Source organism: Streptomyces sp. NPDC051136, assembly GCF_044455745.1.
Classification (GTDB): Bacteria; Actinomycetota; Actinomycetes; order Streptomycetales; family Streptomycetaceae; genus Streptomyces.
On sequence record NZ_JBITFE010000009.1, the window covers coordinates 126,781 to 147,073 of the forward strand.

The 20,293-nt window shown below is 71.2% G+C and carries 22 protein-coding genes; 14 read left to right on the forward strand and 8 right to left on the reverse strand.

The window, feature by feature from the left end:
- Positions 1-29 precede the first annotated feature (29 nt).
- Together ACIBCJ_RS25525 and ACIBCJ_RS25530 are read right to left on the reverse strand one after the other, a co-directional pair.
- A complete protein-coding gene (locus tag ACIBCJ_RS25525) occupies positions 30-773 on the reverse strand; it encodes a hypothetical protein (protein WP_365980372.1) in 744 nt (247 codons plus the stop codon).
- 40 nt (positions 774-813) lie between these two features.
- Entirely contained in the window at positions 814-1,695 is an 882-nt protein-coding gene (locus ACIBCJ_RS25530; protein WP_365980373.1) for a hypothetical protein, read from the reverse strand.
- A 501-nt stretch (positions 1,696-2,196) separates the two neighbouring features.
- Here ACIBCJ_RS25530 and ACIBCJ_RS25535 point away from each other — a divergent pair.
- The 9 genes from ACIBCJ_RS25535 to ACIBCJ_RS25575 all read left to right on the forward strand — a co-directional run bounded on the left by ACIBCJ_RS25535 (position 2,197) and on the right by ACIBCJ_RS25575 (position 8,923).
- Positions 2,197-2,916: a hypothetical protein gene (locus ACIBCJ_RS25535; protein ID WP_362103205.1), complete on the forward strand. Its 720-nt coding sequence runs from the start codon at positions 2,197-2,199 to the stop codon at positions 2,914-2,916.
- 18 nt (positions 2,917-2,934) lie between these two features.
- Positions 2,935-3,819 carry a hypothetical protein gene (locus ACIBCJ_RS25540; RefSeq protein ID WP_365980374.1) on the forward strand — a complete coding sequence of 295 codons (885 nt, stop codon included), beginning with the start codon at positions 2,935-2,937 and terminating at the stop codon, positions 3,817-3,819.
- Complete coding sequence (locus ACIBCJ_RS25545) at positions 3,816-5,123, forward strand: ATPase, T2SS/T4P/T4SS family (RefSeq protein ID WP_362103203.1); 1,308 nt, start codon at positions 3,816-3,818, stop codon at positions 5,121-5,123. The genes ACIBCJ_RS25540 and ACIBCJ_RS25545 overlap by 4 nt, the downstream gene beginning before the upstream one ends.
- Before the next feature lie 62 nt (positions 5,124-5,185).
- The gene (locus ACIBCJ_RS25550) at positions 5,186-6,187 is read left to right on the forward strand and encodes a type II secretion system F family protein (RefSeq protein WP_362103295.1); all 1,002 of its coding nucleotides are present in this window, start codon (positions 5,186-5,188) and stop codon (positions 6,185-6,187) included.
- Positions 6,184-7,104, forward strand: a complete 921-nt coding sequence (locus tag ACIBCJ_RS25555) for a type II secretion system F family protein (RefSeq protein ID WP_362103202.1) — start codon at positions 6,184-6,186, stop codon at positions 7,102-7,104. The genes ACIBCJ_RS25550 and ACIBCJ_RS25555 overlap by 4 nt, the downstream gene beginning before the upstream one ends.
- 91 nt (positions 7,105-7,195) lie before the next feature.
- Entirely contained in the window at positions 7,196-7,456 is a 261-nt protein-coding gene (locus ACIBCJ_RS25560; RefSeq protein WP_133887572.1) for a hypothetical protein, read from the forward strand.
- Positions 7,457-7,649: 193 nt separating this feature from the next.
- A complete protein-coding gene (locus ACIBCJ_RS25565; protein WP_362510878.1) occupies positions 7,650-8,030 on the forward strand; it encodes a TadE family protein in 381 nt (126 codons plus the stop codon).
- Positions 8,031-8,465, forward strand: a complete 435-nt coding sequence (locus ACIBCJ_RS25570) for a TadE family protein (protein ID WP_362510831.1) — start codon at positions 8,031-8,033, stop codon at positions 8,463-8,465.
- Positions 8,462-8,923: a pilus assembly protein TadG-related protein gene (locus ACIBCJ_RS25575; protein ID WP_365980375.1), complete on the forward strand. Its 462-nt coding sequence runs from the start codon at positions 8,462-8,464 to the stop codon at positions 8,921-8,923. Before ACIBCJ_RS25570 ends, ACIBCJ_RS25575 begins: the two co-directional genes overlap by 4 nt.
- A gap of 76 nt (positions 8,924-8,999) precedes the next feature.
- Here ACIBCJ_RS25575 and ACIBCJ_RS25580 read toward each other — a convergent pair whose 3' ends face one another.
- The 4 genes from ACIBCJ_RS25580 to ACIBCJ_RS25595 all read right to left on the reverse strand — a co-directional run bounded on the left by ACIBCJ_RS25580 (position 9,000) and on the right by ACIBCJ_RS25595 (position 12,030).
- The gene (locus ACIBCJ_RS25580) at positions 9,000-9,341 is read right to left on the reverse strand and encodes a hypothetical protein (RefSeq protein WP_365980376.1); all 342 of its coding nucleotides are present in this window, start codon (positions 9,339-9,341) and stop codon (positions 9,000-9,002) included.
- A 29-nt stretch (positions 9,342-9,370) separates the two neighbouring features.
- Complete coding sequence (locus ACIBCJ_RS25585; RefSeq protein ID WP_365980501.1) at positions 9,371-9,889, reverse strand: hypothetical protein; 519 nt, start codon at positions 9,887-9,889, stop codon at positions 9,371-9,373.
- Positions 9,890-10,013: 124 nt separating this feature from the next.
- Positions 10,014-10,415 carry a hypothetical protein gene (locus tag ACIBCJ_RS25590; RefSeq protein ID WP_362103198.1) on the reverse strand — a complete coding sequence of 134 codons (402 nt, stop codon included), beginning with the start codon at positions 10,413-10,415 and terminating at the stop codon, positions 10,014-10,016.
- Between the two features lie 22 nt (positions 10,416-10,437).
- Positions 10,438-12,030, reverse strand: a complete 1,593-nt coding sequence (locus ACIBCJ_RS25595) for a putative T7SS-secreted protein (RefSeq protein WP_365980377.1) — start codon at positions 12,028-12,030, stop codon at positions 10,438-10,440.
- 238 nt (positions 12,031-12,268) lie between these two features.
- Here ACIBCJ_RS25595 and ACIBCJ_RS25600 point away from each other — a divergent pair, with 238 nt between their 5' ends.
- On the forward strand, positions 12,269-12,544 hold the full coding sequence (locus ACIBCJ_RS25600) for a hypothetical protein (RefSeq protein ID WP_362103196.1): 276 nt from the start codon (positions 12,269-12,271) through the stop codon (positions 12,542-12,544).
- A 23-nt stretch (positions 12,545-12,567) separates the two neighbouring features.
- Here ACIBCJ_RS25600 and ACIBCJ_RS25605 read toward each other — a convergent pair whose 3' ends face one another.
- Together ACIBCJ_RS25605 and ACIBCJ_RS25610 are read right to left on the reverse strand one after the other, a co-directional pair.
- Positions 12,568-13,647, reverse strand: coding sequence for a hypothetical protein (locus ACIBCJ_RS25605; protein ID WP_365980378.1), 1,080 nt, complete (start codon positions 13,645-13,647; stop codon positions 12,568-12,570).
- Positions 13,644-14,303 carry a hypothetical protein gene (locus ACIBCJ_RS25610; protein ID WP_362103194.1) on the reverse strand — a complete coding sequence of 220 codons (660 nt, stop codon included), beginning with the start codon at positions 14,301-14,303 and terminating at the stop codon, positions 13,644-13,646. Before ACIBCJ_RS25610 ends, ACIBCJ_RS25605 begins: the two co-directional genes overlap by 4 nt.
- A 283-nt stretch (positions 14,304-14,586) precedes the next feature.
- On the opposite strand from ACIBCJ_RS25610, the gene ACIBCJ_RS25615 reads away from it, so the two are divergent.
- From ACIBCJ_RS25615 to ACIBCJ_RS25630, 4 genes are all read left to right on the forward strand, one after another.
- Entirely contained in the window at positions 14,587-17,592 is a 3,006-nt protein-coding gene (locus tag ACIBCJ_RS25615; RefSeq protein WP_365980379.1) for a BTAD domain-containing putative transcriptional regulator, read from the forward strand.
- Between the two features lie 8 nt (positions 17,593-17,600).
- Positions 17,601-18,407, forward strand: a complete 807-nt coding sequence (locus ACIBCJ_RS25620) for an A24 family peptidase (protein ID WP_365980380.1) — start codon at positions 17,601-17,603, stop codon at positions 18,405-18,407.
- Between the two features lie 78 nt (positions 18,408-18,485).
- Positions 18,486-19,685, forward strand: coding sequence for a cyclic dehypoxanthinyl futalosine synthase (mqnC, locus tag ACIBCJ_RS25625; protein WP_362103191.1), 1,200 nt, complete (start codon positions 18,486-18,488; stop codon positions 19,683-19,685).
- Positions 19,686-19,692: 7 nt separating this feature from the next.
- Positions 19,693-20,292, forward strand: coding sequence for a hypothetical protein (locus ACIBCJ_RS25630; protein ID WP_362103190.1), 600 nt, complete (start codon positions 19,693-19,695; stop codon positions 20,290-20,292).
- Position 20,293: the final 1 nt, after the last annotated feature.

Sequence of the window (20,293 nt, forward strand, 5' to 3'; positions counted from 1 at the left end):
CGGCGTGCGGCCCGAGGTCCGTCACGACCTCACGCCAGCTTGGCGTTCTGCGCCTTCACCACCGTCGGCGAGAGCTTCGCGTCGCTCGGCCTGCCGTTGGCGATGGCCATGCCGTCGACCGAGAAGTAGACGGCGAGGACGTCACCGCTGCGGACGAACTCGCCGTGCAGGACGTGCCGGACGCCGCGGAAGGTCATCGTGGACGTGTAGCCGAGCGACTCGTCACCGCCCGGGGCGACCTTCTCGGGGCTGACGGAGTCGTACGGGCTCTTGTTGCCGTTCGCCTCGGCCGTGAAGCCGTCCGCGCACGCGTCCACGGCCTTGCGTGCGTCGGCGAGGGTGGCCCGCGCCTTCCCGGGGGCGTAGGACGCCAGGGTGACGTACGTGTAGGTGATGCCCGTCGTCAGTTGCGTCGGCGCATCCGTCGGGCCCGAGGTCATGCGGGTCAGGTCGGTCTCGGGGGAGCCGAGGGGCAGCTGGTTCATGGCGTACGCGAGGGGTGCGCAGGCGGGCTTGTCCACCGTCACCTCGTCCGTCGACGTGGCGAAGGCGTACTCGTCGGCCGGCTCGTTCACCTCGAAGCCGTCGGTGTCGGCCTTCGTGACGATCACCGCGGTCAGGTGCTCGGCGGGCGAGGGAGTCTTGGCCGCCGACGCGCTCGCCTTCGGTTCGTCGGTCGCCGCATCGGTGTCCGAGTCGCCGGCGCACGCGGTGAGCGCGGTGAGGGACAGCAGGGTCAGGGTGGCCATGGCTGCGGCTGCGGGGCGGTTCACGGGTACTCCGTTGCTCCGTAGGACGGTGGGGGAAAAGGGGTCAGTGGTCGTCGAGGAGGGCGCGCAGTTGCGGGGAGAGCTCCGGTATGCGCGCGCCCGCCGCCTGGGCCGCCTCCAGGGCTTTCACGTAGTCCAGGGCCTCCTCGCGCAGCCTCTCCTTCTCCCGGCCCTGGCGGCGGCCCGCCAGCCAGACGAACACGGCGGTGGGGACGAGGAAGGCGGCGCCGTATCCGAGGGGGGCGTCGGTGGCGGAGGCGCAGGCGACGCCGATCACGCCGGCGAACATGAGAAGCCAGCCCACCTCGTCGTGCCAGCCGCCCGTGTCCGCCATGTTTTCGTAGTCCTCGACGGCCAAGGGCTTCGGTGGCACGGGTACGGAGACGGATGCCGCTGGTGCCGCCGTCGGCGCGGGAGCGGGCTCGCCCGCCCGCTCCACCGGCGGGTACGTCGGGATCGGCGCCGCGCCCTTCCCGCCGCCATCCGTCGTCCGGCCCTCCAGCCACGGCGGTATGTGCGCCAGCGGGATGCCGTGGGCGCGGGCGACGCCGAGGACCTCGCGGTAGCCGGCGAGGGGACCTTGCCGCAGCGCCCGCTTCCACTGGGCGCGTGTGTGGACGAGCAGGGCCACGCCGACGACCGTGAGAGCGCCCGATGCCCCCAGTACGGCGAACAGATGGGCGTCCAGCGCCGGGGACATCGACAGGCCGAACGGCAGGAACATGCCTGCCATCAGCGTCAGCAGCCCCAGGCAGCCCGCCGGTCGCTGTTCCCTCTCCAGGGACTTGCGGCGTTCCGTCAGCATGGCGGTCACGGCCGCGTCGTCGGTGTAGTCGACGCCGTACCGGGTGCCGATGTCCCGCGCGGCGTCCCGCACCCGGGCATCGGACTCCAACGCGGCACCGCTCACTGGCAGTAGACCCATTCGTGTCCCCCGCTCCCTCTGCGTACTCGTTCCGTCACTGATCCGAGCGAAGATCATGGCACGGGCGATCGGAGCCCTAGTGAGTGAATCGTGCAGGACCCATGGGCGCTCAGTGACGAACAGCACGCGGACGGTGTTCGGTGCCGGCCGTTCCTGATTCGCGTGAGCACAGTGGGCGAGGCTCCTCGGCGGGCCGTGCTCAACGGGGTTGTGGTGGCGCGAAGTTGCAGATGAGTAACGGTGGGCGGGGTGGGTGGGCAGTGGTCGGGCATGCCTTGAGGGGCTTATGTGCGGCTGATACGGTGCGATGGCTTGACGCTCGTCCTACCGCTGGTTATTCGCGCAGGTCTGGCGGGTGCGTCAGGGAATGCCCCGGGACGCCGACGGTCGGGCAGGCGCGGGCGAAGTGTCCGAAATCGCAGATGATTCTGCGCACTTGGGCGGTCGTCGTCCGAGTGGGTTCGAGGCAGACAATTTCTTGGTCGTACGGGGAGCGGTTGCGTGAAGATCCAGGAGCGTACGGGGGCGGGCGCGGGACGTTCCGCGGCTCCGGCTCAGCCGTCGGTCGGTGACCGGCTTCCCAGCCCTCCTCGCGAGCGCAAGCCGGCGCTTGCCGCGCTGGCGGTGCTGCTGATCCTGGTGGGCGCGCTGGGCGCGACGATGCTGGTGCTGCGGGCCGGGGACCGGGTGGAGGTCGTCAAGGTGACCGCCGACATCCAGGCGGGTGACTCCGTCGGCAACCATGTCACCTCCGTGATGGTGGCCGCCGACGACAGCGTCAACTACGTCGAGTGGACGAAGGTCGACGCCCTCAAGAAGCTCAAGGCCAAGTCCACGATCTACGCCGACACGGTCGTCGTGGGCCAGATGTTCGGCGCCAAGGCGGAGGTTCCCGAGGGCAAGGCCTCCGTAGGACTGGCTCTCAAGGAGGGCCAGTACTACACGGGCATCAAGGGTGGTGACACGGTCACCGCCTACCGGGTCGGTACGCGTGGCTCCAGCGGATCGGACTCCTCCGACAAGGAATCCTCGTCCTCCTCCTCGTCCGGCAACGGTTTCATCGCGAACGCCTCGGTGGAGAGCGTCAAGGGGGATGGCGACGCCACCGTAAGCACCGGCACCACATCCATCACTCTCCTCGTCGACGAGGCCGACGCGGCCGCCCTCGCGTCGGCGTCGGCCGCCGGCGAGGTCGCCGTCGTGCGCGTTCCCGCCAAGTAGAAGGCGACCGAAGAAGCCATGGCCCTCATCGCCCTCGCCGCCGACAAGGGTTCCCCCGGCGTCACCACCGCGGCCGTCGCCCTCGCGGCGGTCTGGCCGCGCCGTGTCCTGCTCGCCGAGACCGACCCGGCGGGAGGCGACCTGGTGTACCGGTCCGCCGCCGCGCACGGCGGTCCGCTGAACCCGAACACCGGCATGCTGTCGATAGCCGCCACCGCGCGCCGCGGCCTCGTGCCCGACCAGCTCTGGGACCACGTGCAGCCGCTCAGCGGCGGCCTCGAAGTCCTCGTCGGGCTCGGCATCTCCGAGCAGGCCGCCGGGCTCGCCGGGCTGTGGCCGACCCTGGGCCGGGCCTTCGCCTCCCTCGCCGACTCCCCGAACGCGCCCGCCGACGTCATCGCCGACTGCGGCCGGGTCAGCGGGGACTCCCCGGCGACCGAGCTGTTTCCGCACGCCGCGCTCGTCCTGCTCCTCTCCCGCACCGAGCCGGAGGCCATCGCCCGGGTACGGGACCGCGCCGCCGCGCTGTCCAACAAGCTGCACGGCGGAGCGCGCGGCGCCGCGAGCCTAGGCCTGCCGTTCGTCGGCGTCGTCCTCGTCGCCGACACGAACAACGCGGCCAAGCTCTCCGGCCAGGTCAACGACATGCTGGTGCACGCCCAGACCGGCGCCCGCGTGGTCGGCACGATCGCCGACGACCCGGCCGGCGCCGACCAGTTGGCCGGGCGCAGGCGCGGGCGGCTGGAGAAGTCGCTGCTCATCCGCTCGGCCCGCAAGGTCACCTCGGACCTGTACCAGCAGTTCGGTGCCGCCTGGTCCGTGCCCGGCGGTCACGCCGGTCCCGGTGCCACCGGCCACGCCGGTCCCGCCGGCATGTCCGGCCACGCGGGGGCCGGCCGATGACCGCTGTCGACCACGCGTTGGTCAAGCGGTTCCGGCAGGACGCCGGTGACCGCATCGCCGAGCAGCGCCGCCAGGACCAGGTCTCCGGCGTCACCCCGATGTCCACCGAGGACGAGCGGCACTACGCCCGCGCCGTCATCGCGCAGATACTCGAGGAGTACGCCCGCGCCGAGATCAACGCCGGGCGCACGCCGCTGGACGCGGAGACCGAGGAGGCGTACGCGGCCGCCGTGCACGCCGCGCTCTTCGGCGTGGGGCGGCTCCAGCCGCTGCTCGACGACCCCGAGGTCGAGAACATCGACATCAACGGCTGCGACCACGTCTTCGTCGGCTACTCCGACGGGCGCGAGGTGCGCGGCGAGCCGGTCGCCGAGACCGACGAGGAGCTCATCGAGCTGATCCAGATCCTCGGCGCCTACTCGGGCCTGTCCTCCCGCCCCTTCGACTCCGCCAACCCGCAGCTGGACCTCAGGCTGCCGGACGGCTCACGTCTGTCGGCGGTCATGGACGTCGCCCGGCGCCCGGCGCTCTCCATCCGCCGCGCCCGCCTGGGCAAGGTCTTCATCTCCGACCTGGTCGGCAACGGCACCCTCACCCCCGAGCTGGGCCACTTCCTGGCCTGCGCGGTCCGGGCCCGCAAGAACATCATGATCGCGGGCGCCACCAACGCCGGCAAGACGACGCTGCTGCGCGCCCTCGCCAACGAGATCCCGCCGCACGAGCGGCTGATCACCGTGGAGCGCGCGCTGGAGCTGGGCCTCGACACCTTCCCCGAACTCCATCCCAACGTCGTGGCGTTCGAGGAGCGGCTGCCCAACTCCGAGGGCCAGGGCGCCATCGGCATGGCCGAACTGGTCCGCCGTTCCCTGCGTATGAACCCCTCCCGCGTCATCGTCGGTGAGGTGCTCGGCGACGAGATCGTCACCATGCTGAACGCGATGTCGCAGGGCAACGACGGCTCCCTCTCCACGATCCACGCCAACAGCTCGCACGAGGTCTTCAACCGCATCTCCACGTACGCCCTCCAGGCGACCGAGCGGCTGCCGATCGAGGCCAGCCAGATGCTGGTGGCGGGCGCCGTCAACTTCGTCGTCTTCGTCCAGCGGCGCAACGACTTCCAGAACGGCGGCCGCCTCCAGCGCACGGTCACCTCGGTCCGCGAGGTCAACGGCGTCGACGGCCGCGTCCTGTCCAGCGAGGTGTTCGCCGAGACGCCCGACGGCCAGGTCGTACCGCACGCCCCCATCGCCTGCCTGGAGGAACTCATCGCCTACGGCTACCGGCCCAACGGAACGTGGGGGTGACGGACATGAGCGGCACGAACGACGCGACGACCACCCTCGCGGCACTGGACTCGCTCGGCTCCATGGGCGGACTGTTCTCGACCACGGTCCTGTACGCGCTCGGCTGCGGCGTCGCCGTCGGTGGCGGCCTCGCCCTCTTCCTGGTCGCGGTACGGGGACTGCCCGTCAAGCCCGAGCACGAGAAGCGGCAGGCCAGTGAGCGTGTCAACGAGCTGATCCGGTGGGCGGGCCGGCGCGGCTCCGCCGCCGCCCTCGTCGGTCTGGCGGTCCTGCTCCTGACCCGCTGGGCGGTGCTGGGCATCGCGGCCGGTGTCCTCGTCTTCTTCTGGGACCGCCTCTTCGGCGGTGCCTCCGAGGAACGCGCCGCCATGAAACGGGTCGAGGCCCTCGCCTCCTGGACGGAGTCGCTGCGCGACACCATCGCGGGCGCGGTAGGCCTGGAGCAGGCCATCCCGGCCTCGGCCCGCGCCGCGGCGCCGGTCCTGCGGCCCCACCTGGACGCCCTGGTCGACCGGCTGCGCTCGCGCACCCCGCTGCCCGACGCGCTCCAGCACCTCGCCGACGAGATCGACGACGCGTCCGCCGACATCATCGTCGCCGCGCTGATCCTCAACGCGCGGCTGCGCGGCCCGGGTCTGCGGCAGGTCCTTGGCGCGCTCGCCAAGTCGGCGCGCGAGGAGGTCGACATGCGCCAGCGCGTGATGGCGCAACGCGCCTCGACCCGCCGGTCCGTGCAGATCGTGGTCGCGGTCTCGGTCCTCTTCGTCCTCGGCCTGTCCATCTTCAACCGGGACTTCGTCGAACCGTACGGCTCACCCGTCGGCCAGCTCGTCCTGGCCTGCGTGTGCGGGCTGTTCGCGCTGGGCTTCTGGTGGCTGCGGAAGCTGTCCACCATCGAGACACCGGAACGCTTCCTGGTCCGGGACGGCTCCGGCGTCCAGTTCGTGCGCCCCCGTACACCGGGGCAGCCGGGCCACTCCGGCCGCCCGGGGCAGCCGGTACAGCGCCTGCCGCAACCGTCGCAGCCGTCGCCGGCCTCCGGGGACGAGGGGGTACGTCGATGAACCTGACCATGCCGGTCCTGGTCGGCGCCGTCATCGGACTGGGCGTCTACGCCCTGGTCCGCGCCCTGATGCCGAGCAGACGCAGCCCGGTCCAGCAGGTCGCCCGGATCGACGCCATGCGGGCGCGCGGGGCGGCGTACGAGTCGTCCCGCGCCGCGCAGGACACCAGCCGTCTCGGTTCGCTGCGGGCGCAGGTCGGCGCCCGGGTCGCCGAGCTGTATCTCCAGCAGGGCTGGGAGCAGCGCTCGCTGCGCGCGGACCTGGCGGTGCTGGACCGCAGCTGGGAGAAGTTCCTGGCGACCAAGGCGCTGCTGGCCGCGGGCGGGCTGTTCTTCGGCCCGTTCCTGTTCGCCATCGTCTGGCAGCTGGGCTTCGGCGACAGCCCGATCATCCCGGTCTGGCTGGCCCTGCTGTGCGCCGCGCTCTTCTTCTTCCTCCCCGACCTGGAGGTCCGCAGGGACGCCGCCGAGAAGCGCCGTGACCTGCGGCGCGTGATCGGCGCCTACCTGGACCTGGTCTCCATGAGCCTGGCCGGCGGCCGCGGTCTGCCGGAGGCGCTGATGGCGGCCGCCGAGGTCTCCGACGGCTGGGCCACCCACCGCATCCGCAACGCGCTGGCCGACGCGCGCATCACGGGCATCAGCCAGTGGCAGGCGCTGGGCCAGCTCGGCGAGGACCTGGGCGTCGAGGAGCTCAAGGACCTGTCCGCCTCGCTCGCGCTGGTTGCGGACGACGGCGCCAAGGTCCGCGAGTCCCTCGCCTCCCGCGCGGAGACCATGCGGCACCGGGAACTCGCCGAGATCGAGGGCAGCGCGGGTGAGAAGTCTCAGTCGATGCTCGTGGCCCAGCTCCTGCTGTGCGCCGGGTTCCTGGTGTTCCTGATCTACCCGGCGGCCATGCGGGTGTTCCAGGTGTGACGCCGCAGCCTTCCACGCACCCGCCCCCGACCTGATCCAGCAGGCCGAGCCGCTTCGCTCCCAGAACCGATACGAGAGGACGGAACCCACCATGAACGGACGGAACTTCCGCACCGGCACCACGGGCATCGTGCCCGTCGACTTCCTGATCACCTTCCTGCGGGCCCGGGTGGACCGCGCCCGCTCCGGCGAGCTGGACCGCGGCGCCTCCGCGGTCGAGTGGGTCATCATCTCCGCGGTCGTCGTCGCGATCGTCGGCGTGGTGGCCGCCATCATCAACACCGCCCTCAGCGACGGCGCCAACAAGGTCGGCGACTGCATCAAGGGCGCGGACGCGGGCAAGACCTGCTGACGGCCGTACGCGGCTGTACGGCTCTACGGCTATTGGCGCTGACGGGGACGACGTGACGGGACAGACGGGGACGAGGACGCCGGGCGCCGCGCGCGGCGTGCTCAGGGGCGTACTCGGGAGCGTGCACAGACGGGTGCGGCGCAGGGTGGACGCCGCGCGGGAGACCGCGACCACCCGCGGCGACGACTCCGGCATGACCGCGATCGAGTTCGTGCTGCTCACTCCGGTCCTGTTCTTCATGATCTTCGCGACGGTGCAGTTCGGTCTGTACTTCTTCGCCGACCACGTGGCGCAGGCCGCGGCCCAGGCGGGCGCGCGCAAGGCCCGCGCGACGGCCGACGCCCGGCCCGGCGCGTGGCGGGGCGAGGCCCGGGACGTGGTCGACAGCTACATCGCCCAACTCGGCCCGCAGCTGGTCCTGTCACCCGACGTGAAGACCCTCCAGCCGGAGCAGAACACGGTCGGCGTGGAGATCACGGCCCGTATCCCCACGGTGTTCCCGGGCCTGGACCTGACGGTGCACGCCCGGTCGACGGGGCCGGTCGAGCGCTTCGTGCGGGAGGGGGGCGACTAGATGGACCACTCCCGCCGCAGAGGCGACCGGCCGCAAAGGAGCGGGGACGACCGGGGCCTGTCCACCGTCGAGGTGGTCATCCTGGCCCCCGTGATGATCCTCTTCATCCTCGTCCTGGTGGCCTTCGGCCAGCTGGTCGACGGCCGCGGCGCACTCGACGGCGCCGCCAGGGACGCGGCCCGCGCGGGCTCGATCCAGAAGGACCACGGCACGGCGATCGCGGAGGCGAAGAAGGCCGCCGAGTCCAACCTCGCGGACGTCTGCTCCGGCCCGGTCTCGGTCGTCCAGAAGAGCCCGGGCTTCGAACCGGACACCCTCTTCACCGTCGAGGTGAGCTGCGAGGTGCGCGGCCTGGCCTCGATCGGCCTGGACATCCCCACCACCCTGTCGGCGACCTTCAGTTCCCCGCTGGACCCGTACCGGAGGACGGCGTGAGATCCCAGGTACGCGAGTGGCTCGCGGACCGGCGCACCCGGCTGGACGACCGCGGCTCGGGCGCCGGCGCGGTCATCATCTTCGCGCTGGTCTTCCTCTCCCTCTCGGCCTTCGTCATCGACGGCGGCATGTCCATCTCCAAGCGCGAACGCGCCGCGGACATCGCGGAGCAGGCCGCGCGCTACGCCGCCCAGGACATAGACCGCGAGGCCCTCTACGACGACGTGGGCGGCCCCGCCCCGATCAACTACGAGAACTGCGACGCCCGGGTCAAGGCCTTCGCCGCCGAGATGGACATGACCGGCGCGGACATCGCCGCGACCCACTGCGTCACGGCCGACGCGGCCCGCGTCCAGGTCGAGGTCCAGCTCACCTACTCCCCGGTCTTCACCGGCATGTTCTACGGCGGCGACGTGGTGGTCCACGGCCAGGCGGTGGCGGAGAACGAGGTGGGGTGACCCGGCGTGCCGGACGTGACCCGACCCGGTGAGGGCCGGTCCCACCGAGGTACGGTACGGCGGCCCCGGCCGGCTGCTACGTGCCGCCGCCCTTGCCGCCCTCGCCGGCCCGCTTGTCCTCCGTCTGCACAGAGCCACTGACCTTCTTGCTGAGGTCGTCCTCAAGCTTCTTGAACTCCCGCACCACGGCGTCCGACATCTCGGCGAGCGCGTCGAGCTGCTGGGTGATGTCCTCGCGGCCGTCCTCCCAGTTGGACTCGAAGTCGCCGAGGGCCTCGTTGACGCTGCCGTCGCCGATGTCGTCCTGGTAGGACTCGAACAGCTTCTTCGTGTGGTTCAGCCGCGTCTTCAGTGACCGCAGCTGACGGCCGTAGCCCTCCAGCTCGGTCAATGGCAGTGCGAGGTCGCTCTTGGCCATGGCGCGAAGTCCTCTCTGCGGGTTGCGGGTCAGACGAAACGGAAGGTGCCGGTCACGGCGTCGAAGACGTCGTGGAACGCCTCGGCGAGATCCAGCACCGGGCTGGCCCCGGAGACGAGGACGACCTGGTCGGTGGTTCCCGGGACGGGGATGTACGTCTGCGTCAGCACCATACGGAGGGTACGACTGTCGCCCGGCGTCACGGGTACGTCTTCCACGCCGTAGGTCCGCGCGGCCGGGCCCACTTCGGGAATGTCGACCGTCGTCACCTTGCGCCAGGCGTCGCCTTCACGCCGCGCGGTGATCACACGCAGGCTGTCGGCGATGGCCCGGGGATCGGTGGACAGGGCGACGCCCTGCTTGTCCTTGGCGCCGAGAACGGACACGGTGACGGTCGCGGACAGCGGTACACCGTCGAAGTTCTCGGCCATGCACCCCAGGTAGAGGGCACCGGAGTCGTGGGCGTCCTTGGCCATCTTCCGGAGCATGGCGGTCAGGTCGGCGCGGTAGGGCCGGAGTTCGGGCGTCTCTTCGAGACGTTCATCCACCAAGGCGCGAATCGTCCCGTCCCTGCCCTCCGGTCGGACATCGAACTCCCACCAGGTGTCCGGGACCGAGAGGGAAATGCCGCCGGAGGGTGCGGGGTTGCTGCCTGAGCCGTCGTTCAGCTCGTCATTTCCGTCGGTAGTCAATCCCTGTCACCTCTTCCAGGATGGAGAACAACGTGTCCTGGTCGAGTTGCGGCACGACGTAGTCACGCGATCTGATGGTTTCGAGGAATTCTTCCGGCAGAACCACGTGGTAGGCATCCACGTAGTGAGGCAGATCGAGGCGCCATACCCAGTCGCCGTCGGTCTTCAGCGACGCGCCGCCCGCGATGGGGAAGTTGTCACTGGACAGGATATCCAGTTCCGCCCCCATCTCGCTGAAGATGTCGATCCCGTTGACCAGGTAAGTCACGATTGCTTCTTCATCGGCTTCGCCGACCGGGCGTACGAGGTCGTGGATCGAGGATTCTCTCTCGATTCCCCAACTGGAGGGTTGCTCTCGGAAGAACCCGACAGTTCTGATCATTGCTGTCCTTGATTTTCGTCAGTCACAGGAGCGGCAGGAAGGTTCTCCAGCTTCCATTGTCCATGATGGCGGGTGTGAAGGGGCCGTCGCCGATCGGTGGCACCCCCACCGCGTTGGTGGGCGCCTTGACCGTGGTGCCAAGAATGTTGGCGATCTCCTGGGCAGGTGCAATCCCGTCGGTTGGTATCGCACCGCTGTGGCACGATAGCAAGCGAACTGCTCCGCCGTCGTAGTCAGGTGCTCGGCGGATGGCATCCGCCACCTGGTGCGGGTTGACGACCTCTCCGGCAGCCCGAAATCCGGAGAGGTTGTCGGCGCCGGCCAGGAAGGTTCCATCGCGCAGGCCGTGGATCACTGCGTCCTGATGGCCTGGGAGGCGTTCCGCCACTTGGAAGTTTCGCAGTGTCGAGCTGTCGTATCCGATGGCAAGTATGCGATCACCGTGGTAGATGGGCATTCCGGAGACGAGTGCATCGTCACCCGGGTTTCTGGGAGGAGCGGGAATCTTGGATCCCGTTCGTTCGGGATGACCCTTGCCCATGGTGCGGAGGAAAAGGTTCTTGAGACCTGCTCGTCCGCTTCTGATGCCGGCTGCGAGGTTCTTCAGGCCGCCACCGATACCCCCCAGCGCACCGGCGCCGAGCGCTTTCAGCCCTCCCGCCTTCCACAACTTGCCGAGTTTCGCGAGGCTGGTGAATCCCTTGGTCGCGGGTATGCAGTCCAGTGCCGCCCATAGGAGATCCCCCCAGCCGGCTTCTCCCTTGATGACCTTTCTTATCGTGTCCGCCATCACCACGAGCGCCGCGGCGAACACCAGCCAGCCCAGCGGGCCGCCCACGATCATCACGATGATGCCGACGATCGTCACGACCCACTTGCAGACGGTGACGATCTCGTCCCAGTGGTCGGAGACCCAGTGGCCCACCTCCTCCCACCAGTGCCGGTTCGGAATACCGGCGTCGGAGGCTTCCCGGAGTTTGGTCACCGTCCGGCGGGCGGCCTCCTCGCGCAGCCCCTTCGCCTGACCGGCGAGCTTCTTGGCCGCGTCGAGGGCGCTCTGGGCGCTCGCCACGTTCCGCTCGGCCGCCGCCTGCCGGGCCTTCGCATGCTGGGCATCACGCGTGGCGCGGCGGACCTCGGCCTCGTCGGGCTTGGGGACGTCCTTGCCGCCGTTCTTGGCCGGGTCGTACGAGTCGGTCTTCTCGGTCGCCCTGCGGACCCAGCCGTCGGCACCAGTCAGTGCGGTCTGTGCGGTACTGAGTTCCTCGCGGGCCTTGCGGCCGTCACTCAGCGCCTTGTCGGCCTTCTCCTGGGCATCCCGCAGGTCGGGCCAGAACGTGGCCAGCGCGTCGCCCGCCAGGCCGTACGACTTCTTCAGCTTGCGCAGCTTCTTCGGGGCGTCCTCGAACTCCTCGGCGAACACCTCCGCCGTCTTGCCCGCCCAGGAGAGGATTTCGTCCTCCTTGGCGATCCCCTTGAGGCCGCGCAGGATGTCGGCAACGTCATCGGCGAAGTCGTGCAGGGTGCCGGCGAGTTTGCGAACGCGGTCCGGGTCGCCCGGAGTCGGGTCCTTGTCCAGGTCGAGTACGTGCCAGTCCGCAGGCCTGTGCGACACCGTGTTCTCCCCCGTGCACGTTGCTAGGTGTACCCGCTTGGAACGCGCGTACGAACCTATCGCACGCGCTGCGTACCCGTGTCGGGTCGGTGCGAGGACGGGTGGTGTGACCTTGTCGCGGCGTGACGCGTTGACCACGTCGTACAGGAGGGAGAGCTCGCAGAACAGTGCGACGGCACGCTGGGCTTCCCGACCCATCAGGCGGGGGCTGCCCGGCTGGGGGATCTGGAGGGACCTGATGTCGGAGATCCGCTACTTCTTCAACAATCCGGTGGCCGAGAAGGTTCGCGAGGAGGGCCGAGTCGAGGGCCGTGAGGAAGGCCGCGAGGAAGGGCGGGCCGAGGATCGTTCCGAGATCACGTTGGAGATCCTGGAGTGGCGGGGCATCCCGGTGGCCGATGCCGTGCGGGAGCGGGTGCTTGCCTGCACCGATCTGGAGCAGCTCAGGGTCTGGTCCCAGCGGGCAGTCCAAGTCACGCGCGCGGAAGATCTGTTCACCGAAGGGCGTGGCTGATACCCAGGGATCCGCTGCCTCTTTCAGCGGTTGATGGACTGGATCTCCTGGACTTCCATGTCCTGCGTCGTCTCGAACGTGCCGTCCGGCAGGTCGCCCTGGGCGCCGCCGGTTCCCTCCCACGAGATCTCCCAGGTGATCGAGGCGTTCAGCTGGTACGGCCCGCCGTTCGACGCGCGCAGGTAGCGGATGCCGCAGGGCGGGGTCTGATCGGCCCTGCCCTTCGCGTACGGCGTGCCGATGGAGCCGTCGGCGTCGATCTCGCAGTCGCCGGAGGCGGGGAAGGTCTCGGCGTCGGCGGTGCCGGGCTTGAGGTGGAGGGCGACCGGTTTGGCGGTCGTCTCCGCCCACAGCCCGGTGCCGGGCAGCTCGGCCCGGACCTTGACCTCCTTGAAGGTGCCCTTGTCCAGCCAGACCCAGGTCGGGAGGTTCACCGTGGACTTCGCGGCCGGCTTCAGCTCGACCTCGGTCTCGGGGACCTTGACCTTGTTGTAGGCGTACTCGGCGAGTGTCTTCGGGGTCGGGGTGTTCGGGTCGTCCGGAAGCCGGCCCGCATCGACCCAGAACATGATGCGGCCGCAGTCCCATGAGTCGGGATCCGAGCTGTCGGGAGCGACTCCGCGCCAGAAGTAGCCGTCCTTGCCGAGGTTGTAGTCCTTGTACCCGTCGGCGGAGCTGTTGGCGGGCGAGCCCAGATCGAAGTTGTCCGCCGGTTTACCGTCCCGGTAGTGGTCGGTCCACAGCTCCTCGCCCCACCATGACTCGTGGATGCCGACGTCGCCTCCACCGTCCGTCTCCACGAATTTCTTGAGCTGTGCGGGAGTGAAGGCGGGCTCGTACCAGCAGGCGGGCGGCTTCCAGTTGGGGTCGACCGTGCCGAGATTGCCCTGCTGGCCCTTGCCGTCACCGCCGCTCGGATAGGTGACCTTGATGTGGGACACCGAGGCCGACAGCGTTCCGTTACCGGTGGTGCTGCCGCTCGGCTCGTCGGCGGGCGGCACTGTCGTGTTGTCCTCCGGACCCGCGGCGTGCGCCGTACCGGCGGACCACAGGACGGCCACGACGGCAAGGGCGGACGCCCAACGCAGAGGGCTCGCCGTCATCGACGGCACTCCTTCACGCGCCCCTGTACCTCGATCTGCAGTACCTTCCAGATCTTCTGCGAACCCTGCGGAGGCTTCATCAGGAGGCGGAACTCCTGGTAGTCGTTGAGGCTCGGCTCGGTGCGCTTGACCTTGTCGGTCTTGACGTTCTTGCCGAAGAAGTCGCCCTGGTCCCGGCACATCGTCACGAGCACGCCGCCCGAGTCGCTGACGTCATCGGTCCGCGTTCTGTAGTAGCTGTCCGTACCGGTGGCGGTCCACTCGTCGTCCACCCAGGCCTGGATCTGACCCCTGGCGTACGTGGTGGCATTGCCGAGTGAGTAGAACTCGTAGGCCGGGTCCTCCGGATCCTGGGCGGTGATGCCGTGGTTCAGGGCCAGGATGTAGTTCTCCGCGTTGTCCAGAGCCGCCGCGTGGCGGTCGTCGGACGGCTGGGAGTCGTCGAACTCGACCTTCAGGTCGGTCGGCAGGCTCAGGTCCGGTCGGTCGCCCGTCCCCGGGGTCGACTTCGAAGCCGATGGGCTGCTCGCGCCCGTCCCCGCCCCCTTGATGTCGTCCGGTGACGCGTCCTCGTCGCCGCCCCCGCAGGCGGTCAGGAGCAGGGCCGCCGTCGCGGCGAAGGTGGCGGCGGTCATGGTGAGGGCGCTGCGGGCCACTGGTGTTCCCCCCGGGATACGACGTGTGCGACAGGGAACGAAGCTACCAGGGGTGCGCGTGCGGCCTCTGACCGGTTTTCGGGGATTGTGCGCGGAGTGTGAAGGCGGAGTCCGCAGAGGCGGGCAAACGGCATGAAGCGGGCGGACGTTGTGATGCGGGCCTCCCTCGCCCCTTCGCCGCCGACGGGGGGAGTCCATAAGATCTCGGTAGGCTCAGCACACCCCTCATCCCGGACGCCCCCGCGGCCTGCGCCGCCCACGACCACGACCCAGGACTCCGCCCATGCCGCGACGCCGCACATCAAGCTCCGCAAGCTCGACGGCTCCCTCGGCACCCTCCGCACCGAGGAACCGCACGCCTCAGCCCGTGCGGGTGCGGCGGCGGTCGCTCGGGGACTTCGTCAAGGCGTTCCTCGCCTTCGTGGTGCTGCTGGTGCTGGTCGTCGGGGTGCCCCTGGCGCTGGCCACCCAGATCGGCTGGCCGTTGCCCGACGGCGCGCCGAGCCTGGACTGGTTGCAGCGTGAGATCACCGTCTCCACCTTCCTGCACATCCTCACCGTCATCGTCTGGTTCGCCTGGGCGCAGTTCACCGCCTGCGTGCTCGTCGAGGTCAAGGCCGCGCTGTCCGGCGTGGGGGTGCCGGGGCGGGTGCCCGGGTCGGGGCCCAGTCAGCTCCTCGCCCGGCAGCTCGTCGCCGCGCTGCTCCTCGTCGGCGCCACCGCGGCGAGCCTCACGCCGGGGCTGTCCCAGCTCGGGCAGAGCCTGGAGGGGAACCAGAAGCCGGCCGTCGCCGCCGCCCAGCAGACGCCGGGACTCTTCGCCCAGCAGCAGGAGCAGGCCGCCGCCACCGCGAACGCCCTGGCCGAGCAGACGGGGCAGGCCGGACAGTCCGCGGCCCGGACGGACGGAGGTTCCGCCGCCGCGCACGGGGAGACGAAGTACTACCGGATCCAGCCGCCGGAGGGGCGTCACCACGATTCCCTGTGGGAGGTGGCCGAACGGCACCTGGGTGACGGACGCCGGTACAAGGAGATCTTCGAGCTGAACAAGGACCGGGTGCAGCCGGACGGGTCCCGCCTGTCGGAGGCGTCCCTCATCCGGCCCGGCTGGATCATGGAGATGCCCGGCGACGCCCGCGGCGGCGAGCTGGTCGAGATGCCCGACGAGGCGCCGGGCGTCCCCGAGCAGGTGCAGCAGCAAATCAGCGACTACGCACAGAGCGGGGACCACGCCCGGGGCGGAGGGGGAGCGCAGGGCGGCGACGCGCAGGTCTCGCTGCCCCAGCAGCGGCCCGCGCCCACGCCCGCGAACCCCGTCACGCCGGCCACCCCCGTCCCCGGTGCCGGGCAGCAGCACGCGACCCCCGCCGCCGGACCGGCCGAGGACTCCTTCGGGCTGCCCGAGGCGCTCCTCGCGTCGCCGCTGCTCGCCGCAGGTCTCCTCGGTGCCCTGGGGCGCCGGCGCCGGCAGGCGATGTGGCAGTCGGCGCTGGGCGCGGTCGGCGGGCGGCGCGGCATGGAGCCGCCCACGCCGACCGGCGACGCGCAGGACGTGCAGGACGCGCTGCTCGTCGGCGCCGACCCCGAGGGCGTACGCCTGCTCGACCGGTCGCTGCGCGGGCTGGCCGCCGCCCTCGCCGCCGAGTCCCGACCGCTGCCCGTCGTCTACGCGGCCTGGATGAGCGGCAACGGCGACCTGCACCTGCAGCTCGCCCAGCCCGCCGGGAAGCCGCCCGCTCCCTGGCAGCAGGGGCAGGACCAGACCTTCTGGATGCTGGCCCGCGCCGACGCCGAGGGGTACGAGGACGCCGAGACGGCCGCGCCCTACCCCGGGCTCGTCAGCCTCGGCACCATGGACGACTCCCGGCTGCTGCTCAACCTGGAGGCCGTGCCCGGCATCGTCTCGCTGAGCGGCGCCGAGGCCGACCGGGCCGCGGTGTTCGCGTCGGTCGCCGCCGAACTGGCCACCAACGGCTGGTCGGACCGTATGACCATCACTCTGGTCGGGTTCGGGGACGATCTCACGCCCCTCGCGCCCAGCCGGATCCGGCATCTCGACGGCTTCGAGGACCTCTTCGAGACCATGTCGGCCGAGACCCGGCAGCGGCGCGGAGCGCTCGGTGCCGCCGGGCACGACTCCGTGCTCACCGGCCGCACCGGGCCCGCCCAGCACACCCGTTGGGCGCCGCACCTCGTCCTGCTCGCCGCCCGGCCCTCCGACGACGACGCGCTGCGGCTGGCCGAACTCGCCGCCGACGCCGGCCGGCTCGGCATCGGCTACCTCGTCGGCACCGAGGGCACCGACCTGCCGGGCGCCGCCTGGGAGATGGAGATCACCGGCGCGGGCCGGCTGCTCGCGCCGCTGCTCGGACTGGAGCTGGAAGCCCAGCTGCTGCCCCTCGCCCAGCAGCGTGCCGTCGTCGAGCTGTTCACCGACGCCGACCCCGGCTCCGGCCCCGAGGGCGGGCCCGGCCGGCCGGGCAACGCGCCGCCGTTCCTCGTCGACATCAGCGAGCAGGGCCGGCCCGCCGTGTACGCCCGCCTCGTCGGCTCGTACGAGATCATCGGCCTGGACGCGCCCGACGGCGAGCGCAGCGCCCTGCTGCACGAGGCGCTGGCGCTGCTCCTGCTGCACCGCGAGGGCGTCCACCCGCGCGTGCTGTCCTCCGCGCTGTGGCCGCGCGGCGTGACCCCGGACGTGCGCGACGCGCTGCTGGAGCGGCTGCGGGCCTGGCTCGGCGCCGACCCCGACGGCACGCCGCGGCTCGCCACCGACGCGACCGGACGGCTCACTCTCGCCAAGTCCGTCGTCTCCGACCTCGACGTGCTGCGCTCCCTCTACTACGAGGCCACGCAGGGCCGGGGCGTCGACAGCCGCCAGGTGCGCGGGCGGCTGCTCACCGACGCGCTGGTGCTGGTGCGCGGACCGCTGCTCGCCGACCGGCCCGAGGGCCGCTACCGCTGGCTCACCCACGAGATCGTCGACGCCCAGCTCCCGCTGCTCGTCGCCGACACCGGGCTGGCGCTCTCCGAGTTCCACCTGGAGAAGAACCGTGCGGAGAAGGCCATCGAGGCGCTGAACGCGGCGCTGCGCACCGCCCCCGCCGACGAGCGCCTGTGGCACGAGCTGCTGCGCGCCACGCACGCCACCGGCGACCCCGGCCGGCTGCGCGCCCTCGCCGCCGACCTCGCCGGCCGCAGCGGGGCTCGCGGGCTGCCGCCCCGCACCGAGGCGCTGCTCGACGAACTGCTGCCGACCTGGCGCGAGGGCGTCGCCGCCGCCGGATGAACACGGCCATGGACATCGACGTCGATCTCGCGGTCGTCCTCGTCGCCGCGCTGTGGGGCGCGGTGACGGGCGCGCTGCTGCCGCGTGCCGCCTACCGGTTCTCCGCCCCCTCCGGCCAGGCGTGGCGCACCGCGTGCCCCGGCGGCCACCCGGTCCGCGGCTGGGCCGGCCGGGCCCGCTGCCGGGAGTGCGACCCGGCGCCGGGGGCGACGGAGCCGACGTACGACGCCACCACCGGCACCGCGTACCACCGGGCTCCGCCAGCGGTGCCCTACGGGCCGAGCCGCCTCGTCCTCGCTCCGGTCACCGCCCTCGTCTGCGCCGCCCTCGCCGCCGCCACCGGGCCCCGGCCCGAGCTCGCCGTCTGGCTGCTGCTCGCCCCGGCCGGCGTGCTGCTGGCCGTCGTCGACCTGAAGGTACGGCGGCTGCCCGACCCGCTCACCCTGCCGCTCGCCGGTGCCGCACTCGTCGTGCTCGGCCTCGCCGCGCTCGTGCCCGAGCACGCGGGGGAGTGGACCACCGCCCTGCTGGGCGCCCTCGCGCTCGGCGCCGGCTACCTCGTGCTGTTCCTCGTCAACCCGGCCGGCATGGGCTTCGGCGACGTCAAGCTCGCCCTCACGGCCGGCGCCGCCCTCGGCTGGTACGGCTGGCCCACGCTGATGCTGGGCACCTTCGCCGGGTTCCTGCTCGGGGCGCTGTACGGCGGCGCCCTCCTGGTCGCCCGGCGCGCGGACCGCAAGACGGCCATCCCCTTCGGTCCCTTCCTCATCGCGGGAGCCTTCCTCGGCGTCCTGGCCGGGGCCTACGCGGCCTGAGCACGAGCGGACGAAAGGCCTGGCGTACGCTGGTGCGGTCCGTCCACAACCCTTACGAACCTTGCGAAAGGGACGCCGGTGACCGAGAAGGCCGACCTTCAGCCCATCCTCGACCGCGCCGCCGCCGGTGGGCGGATCACTCCCGAAGAGGCGCTGGACCTGTACCGGGATGCTCCGCTGCACGCGCTGGGCGCCGCCGCCGACGCCGTGCGCCGCCGCCGGTACGCCGGTACGGAGCACATCGCGACGTACATCATCGAGCGCAACATCAACTACACCAACGTGTGCGTCACGGCGTGCAGGTTCTGCGCCTTCTACGCGGCCCCGAAGGACACCGAGAAGGGCTGGTCCCGCGACCTCGACGACATCCTGCGCCGCTGCGCGGAGACGATCGAGCTGGGCGGCACGCAGATCATGTTCCAGGGCGGCCACCACCCGGACTACGGCGTCGAGTACTACGAGAAGCACTTCGCCGCCATCAAGAAGGAGTTCCCCGAGCTCGTCATCCACAGCCTGGGGGCGAGCGAGGTCGAGCACATGGCGCGGATCTCGAAGGTGTCGGTCGAGGAGGCCATCACCCGCATCCACGCGGCCGGGCTCGACTCCTTCGCCGGGGCCGGCGCGGAGCTGCTGCCCGAGCGGCCGCGCAAGGCGATCGCGCCGCTGAAGGAGTCCGGCGAGCGCTGGCTGGAGATCATGGAGATCGCCCACAACCTGGGCGTGGAGTCGACCTCCACGATGCTCATGGGCACCGGCGAGACCAACGCCGAGCGCATCGAGCACCTGCGCATGATCCGGGACGTGCAGGACCGCACCGGCGGCTTCCGCGCCTTCATCCCGTACACCTACCAGCCCGAGAACAACCACCTGAAGGGCCGCACGCAGGCCACGCTCTTCGAGTACCTGCGGATGATCGCCATCGCCCGCGTGTTCCTCGACAACGTCGCGCACATCCAGGGTTCCTGGCTGACCACGGGCAAGGAGGTCGGTCAGCTCTCCCTGCACTACGGCGCGGACGACCTCGGCTCGATCATGCTGGAGGAGAACGTGGTCTCCTCCGCCGGGGCCAAGCACCGCTCCAACCGGATGGAGATCATCGATCTGATCCGGAAGGCCGGGCGGGTGCCGGCGCAGCGCGCGACGACGTACGAGCACCTCGTCGTGCACGACGACCCGGCGAACGACCCCGTCGACGAGCGCGTGGTCTCCCACATCTCGTCCACGGCCATCGAGGGTGGCACCGCGCACCCCGAGCTGAAGCTGCTGGCCTCCAACTGACGCCGCCGTGCTGACGATCCACGTCGCCGAGGCATCGCCCGAGGCGGCCGTCGTGGCCGACGGCGCGTACCTCGCCGCCGTCGGCCCGTACGAGGAGCTGGTCGCCGGCCACCCGCGGGCGCGGGTGCGCCGGTGGCCCGGACTCCTGACGCCCGGACTGCTCAACCCGTACGGTCCGGAGCTGCTGGAGCAGGCGTACCACCCCGACCCGCGCGAAGCGGACCGGCTCGGCACCGAGCCGGTCTTCGGGGAGCGCGGGCTCGCCCTCCTCGCCGGCAACCCCTCCGCGCGGGGGGCCAGCGCGCGCCGCGGAGTGCAGCGCATGCTGGCGCACGGAACGGTCGCCGTCGCCGGTGAGCTGCGGGGGCGCGCGGCCCTGGACGCGGTGCGCGGGGCGGGGCTCGCCCTGGCGGGGCGCCCGGCCTCCCTGCCCGGGCCCGCGTCGTTCTCGCCGGTGCCGCTCGTGCTGCTTCCTGCGCTCGCCCCCGGGAAACCCGCCCGCTTCGCGGTGTTCGACGTGCCCGACCGGGCCGGGCTGGTGCGGGACGGCGCGTCCACGTGCGTGGCGACCGTCGTCGCGGGCCGGATCGTGTACCGGCGGCGCTGAG

Excerpts from the sequence above, each read along its gene's own strand:
- ACIBCJ_RS25530 (WP_365980373.1), bottom strand. The coding sequence starts at position 1,695 with ATGGGTCTACTGCCAGTGAGCGGTGCCGCGTTGGAGTCCGATGCCCGG.
- ACIBCJ_RS25540 (WP_365980374.1), top strand. The coding sequence starts at position 2,935 with ATGGCCCTCATCGCCCTCGCCGCCGACAAGGGTTCCCCCGGCGTCACC.
- ACIBCJ_RS25545 (WP_362103203.1), top strand. The coding sequence starts at position 3,816 with ATGACCGCTGTCGACCACGCGTTGGTCAAGCGGTTCCGGCAGGACGCC.
- ACIBCJ_RS25550 (WP_362103295.1), top strand. The coding sequence starts at position 5,186 with ATGGGCGGACTGTTCTCGACCACGGTCCTGTACGCGCTCGGCTGCGGC.
- ACIBCJ_RS25555 (WP_362103202.1), top strand. The coding sequence starts at position 6,184 with ATGAACCTGACCATGCCGGTCCTGGTCGGCGCCGTCATCGGACTGGGC.
- ACIBCJ_RS25560 (WP_133887572.1), top strand. The coding sequence starts at position 7,196 with ATGAACGGACGGAACTTCCGCACCGGCACCACGGGCATCGTGCCCGTC.
- ACIBCJ_RS25565 (WP_362510878.1), top strand. The coding sequence starts at position 7,650 with ATGACCGCGATCGAGTTCGTGCTGCTCACTCCGGTCCTGTTCTTCATG.
- ACIBCJ_RS25570 (WP_362510831.1), top strand. The coding sequence starts at position 8,031 with ATGGACCACTCCCGCCGCAGAGGCGACCGGCCGCAAAGGAGCGGGGAC.
- ACIBCJ_RS25580 (WP_365980376.1), bottom strand. The coding sequence starts at position 9,341 with ATGGCCAAGAGCGACCTCGCACTGCCATTGACCGAGCTGGAGGGCTAC.
- ACIBCJ_RS25590 (WP_362103198.1), bottom strand. The coding sequence starts at position 10,415 with ATGATCAGAACTGTCGGGTTCTTCCGAGAGCAACCCTCCAGTTGGGGA.
- ACIBCJ_RS25600 (WP_362103196.1), top strand. The coding sequence starts at position 12,269 with ATGTCGGAGATCCGCTACTTCTTCAACAATCCGGTGGCCGAGAAGGTT.
- ACIBCJ_RS25605 (WP_365980378.1), bottom strand. The coding sequence starts at position 13,647 with ATGACGGCGAGCCCTCTGCGTTGGGCGTCCGCCCTTGCCGTCGTGGCC.
- ACIBCJ_RS25615 (WP_365980379.1), top strand. The coding sequence starts at position 14,587 with ATGCCGCGACGCCGCACATCAAGCTCCGCAAGCTCGACGGCTCCCTCG.
- ACIBCJ_RS25620 (WP_365980380.1), top strand. The coding sequence starts at position 17,601 with ATGGACATCGACGTCGATCTCGCGGTCGTCCTCGTCGCCGCGCTGTGG.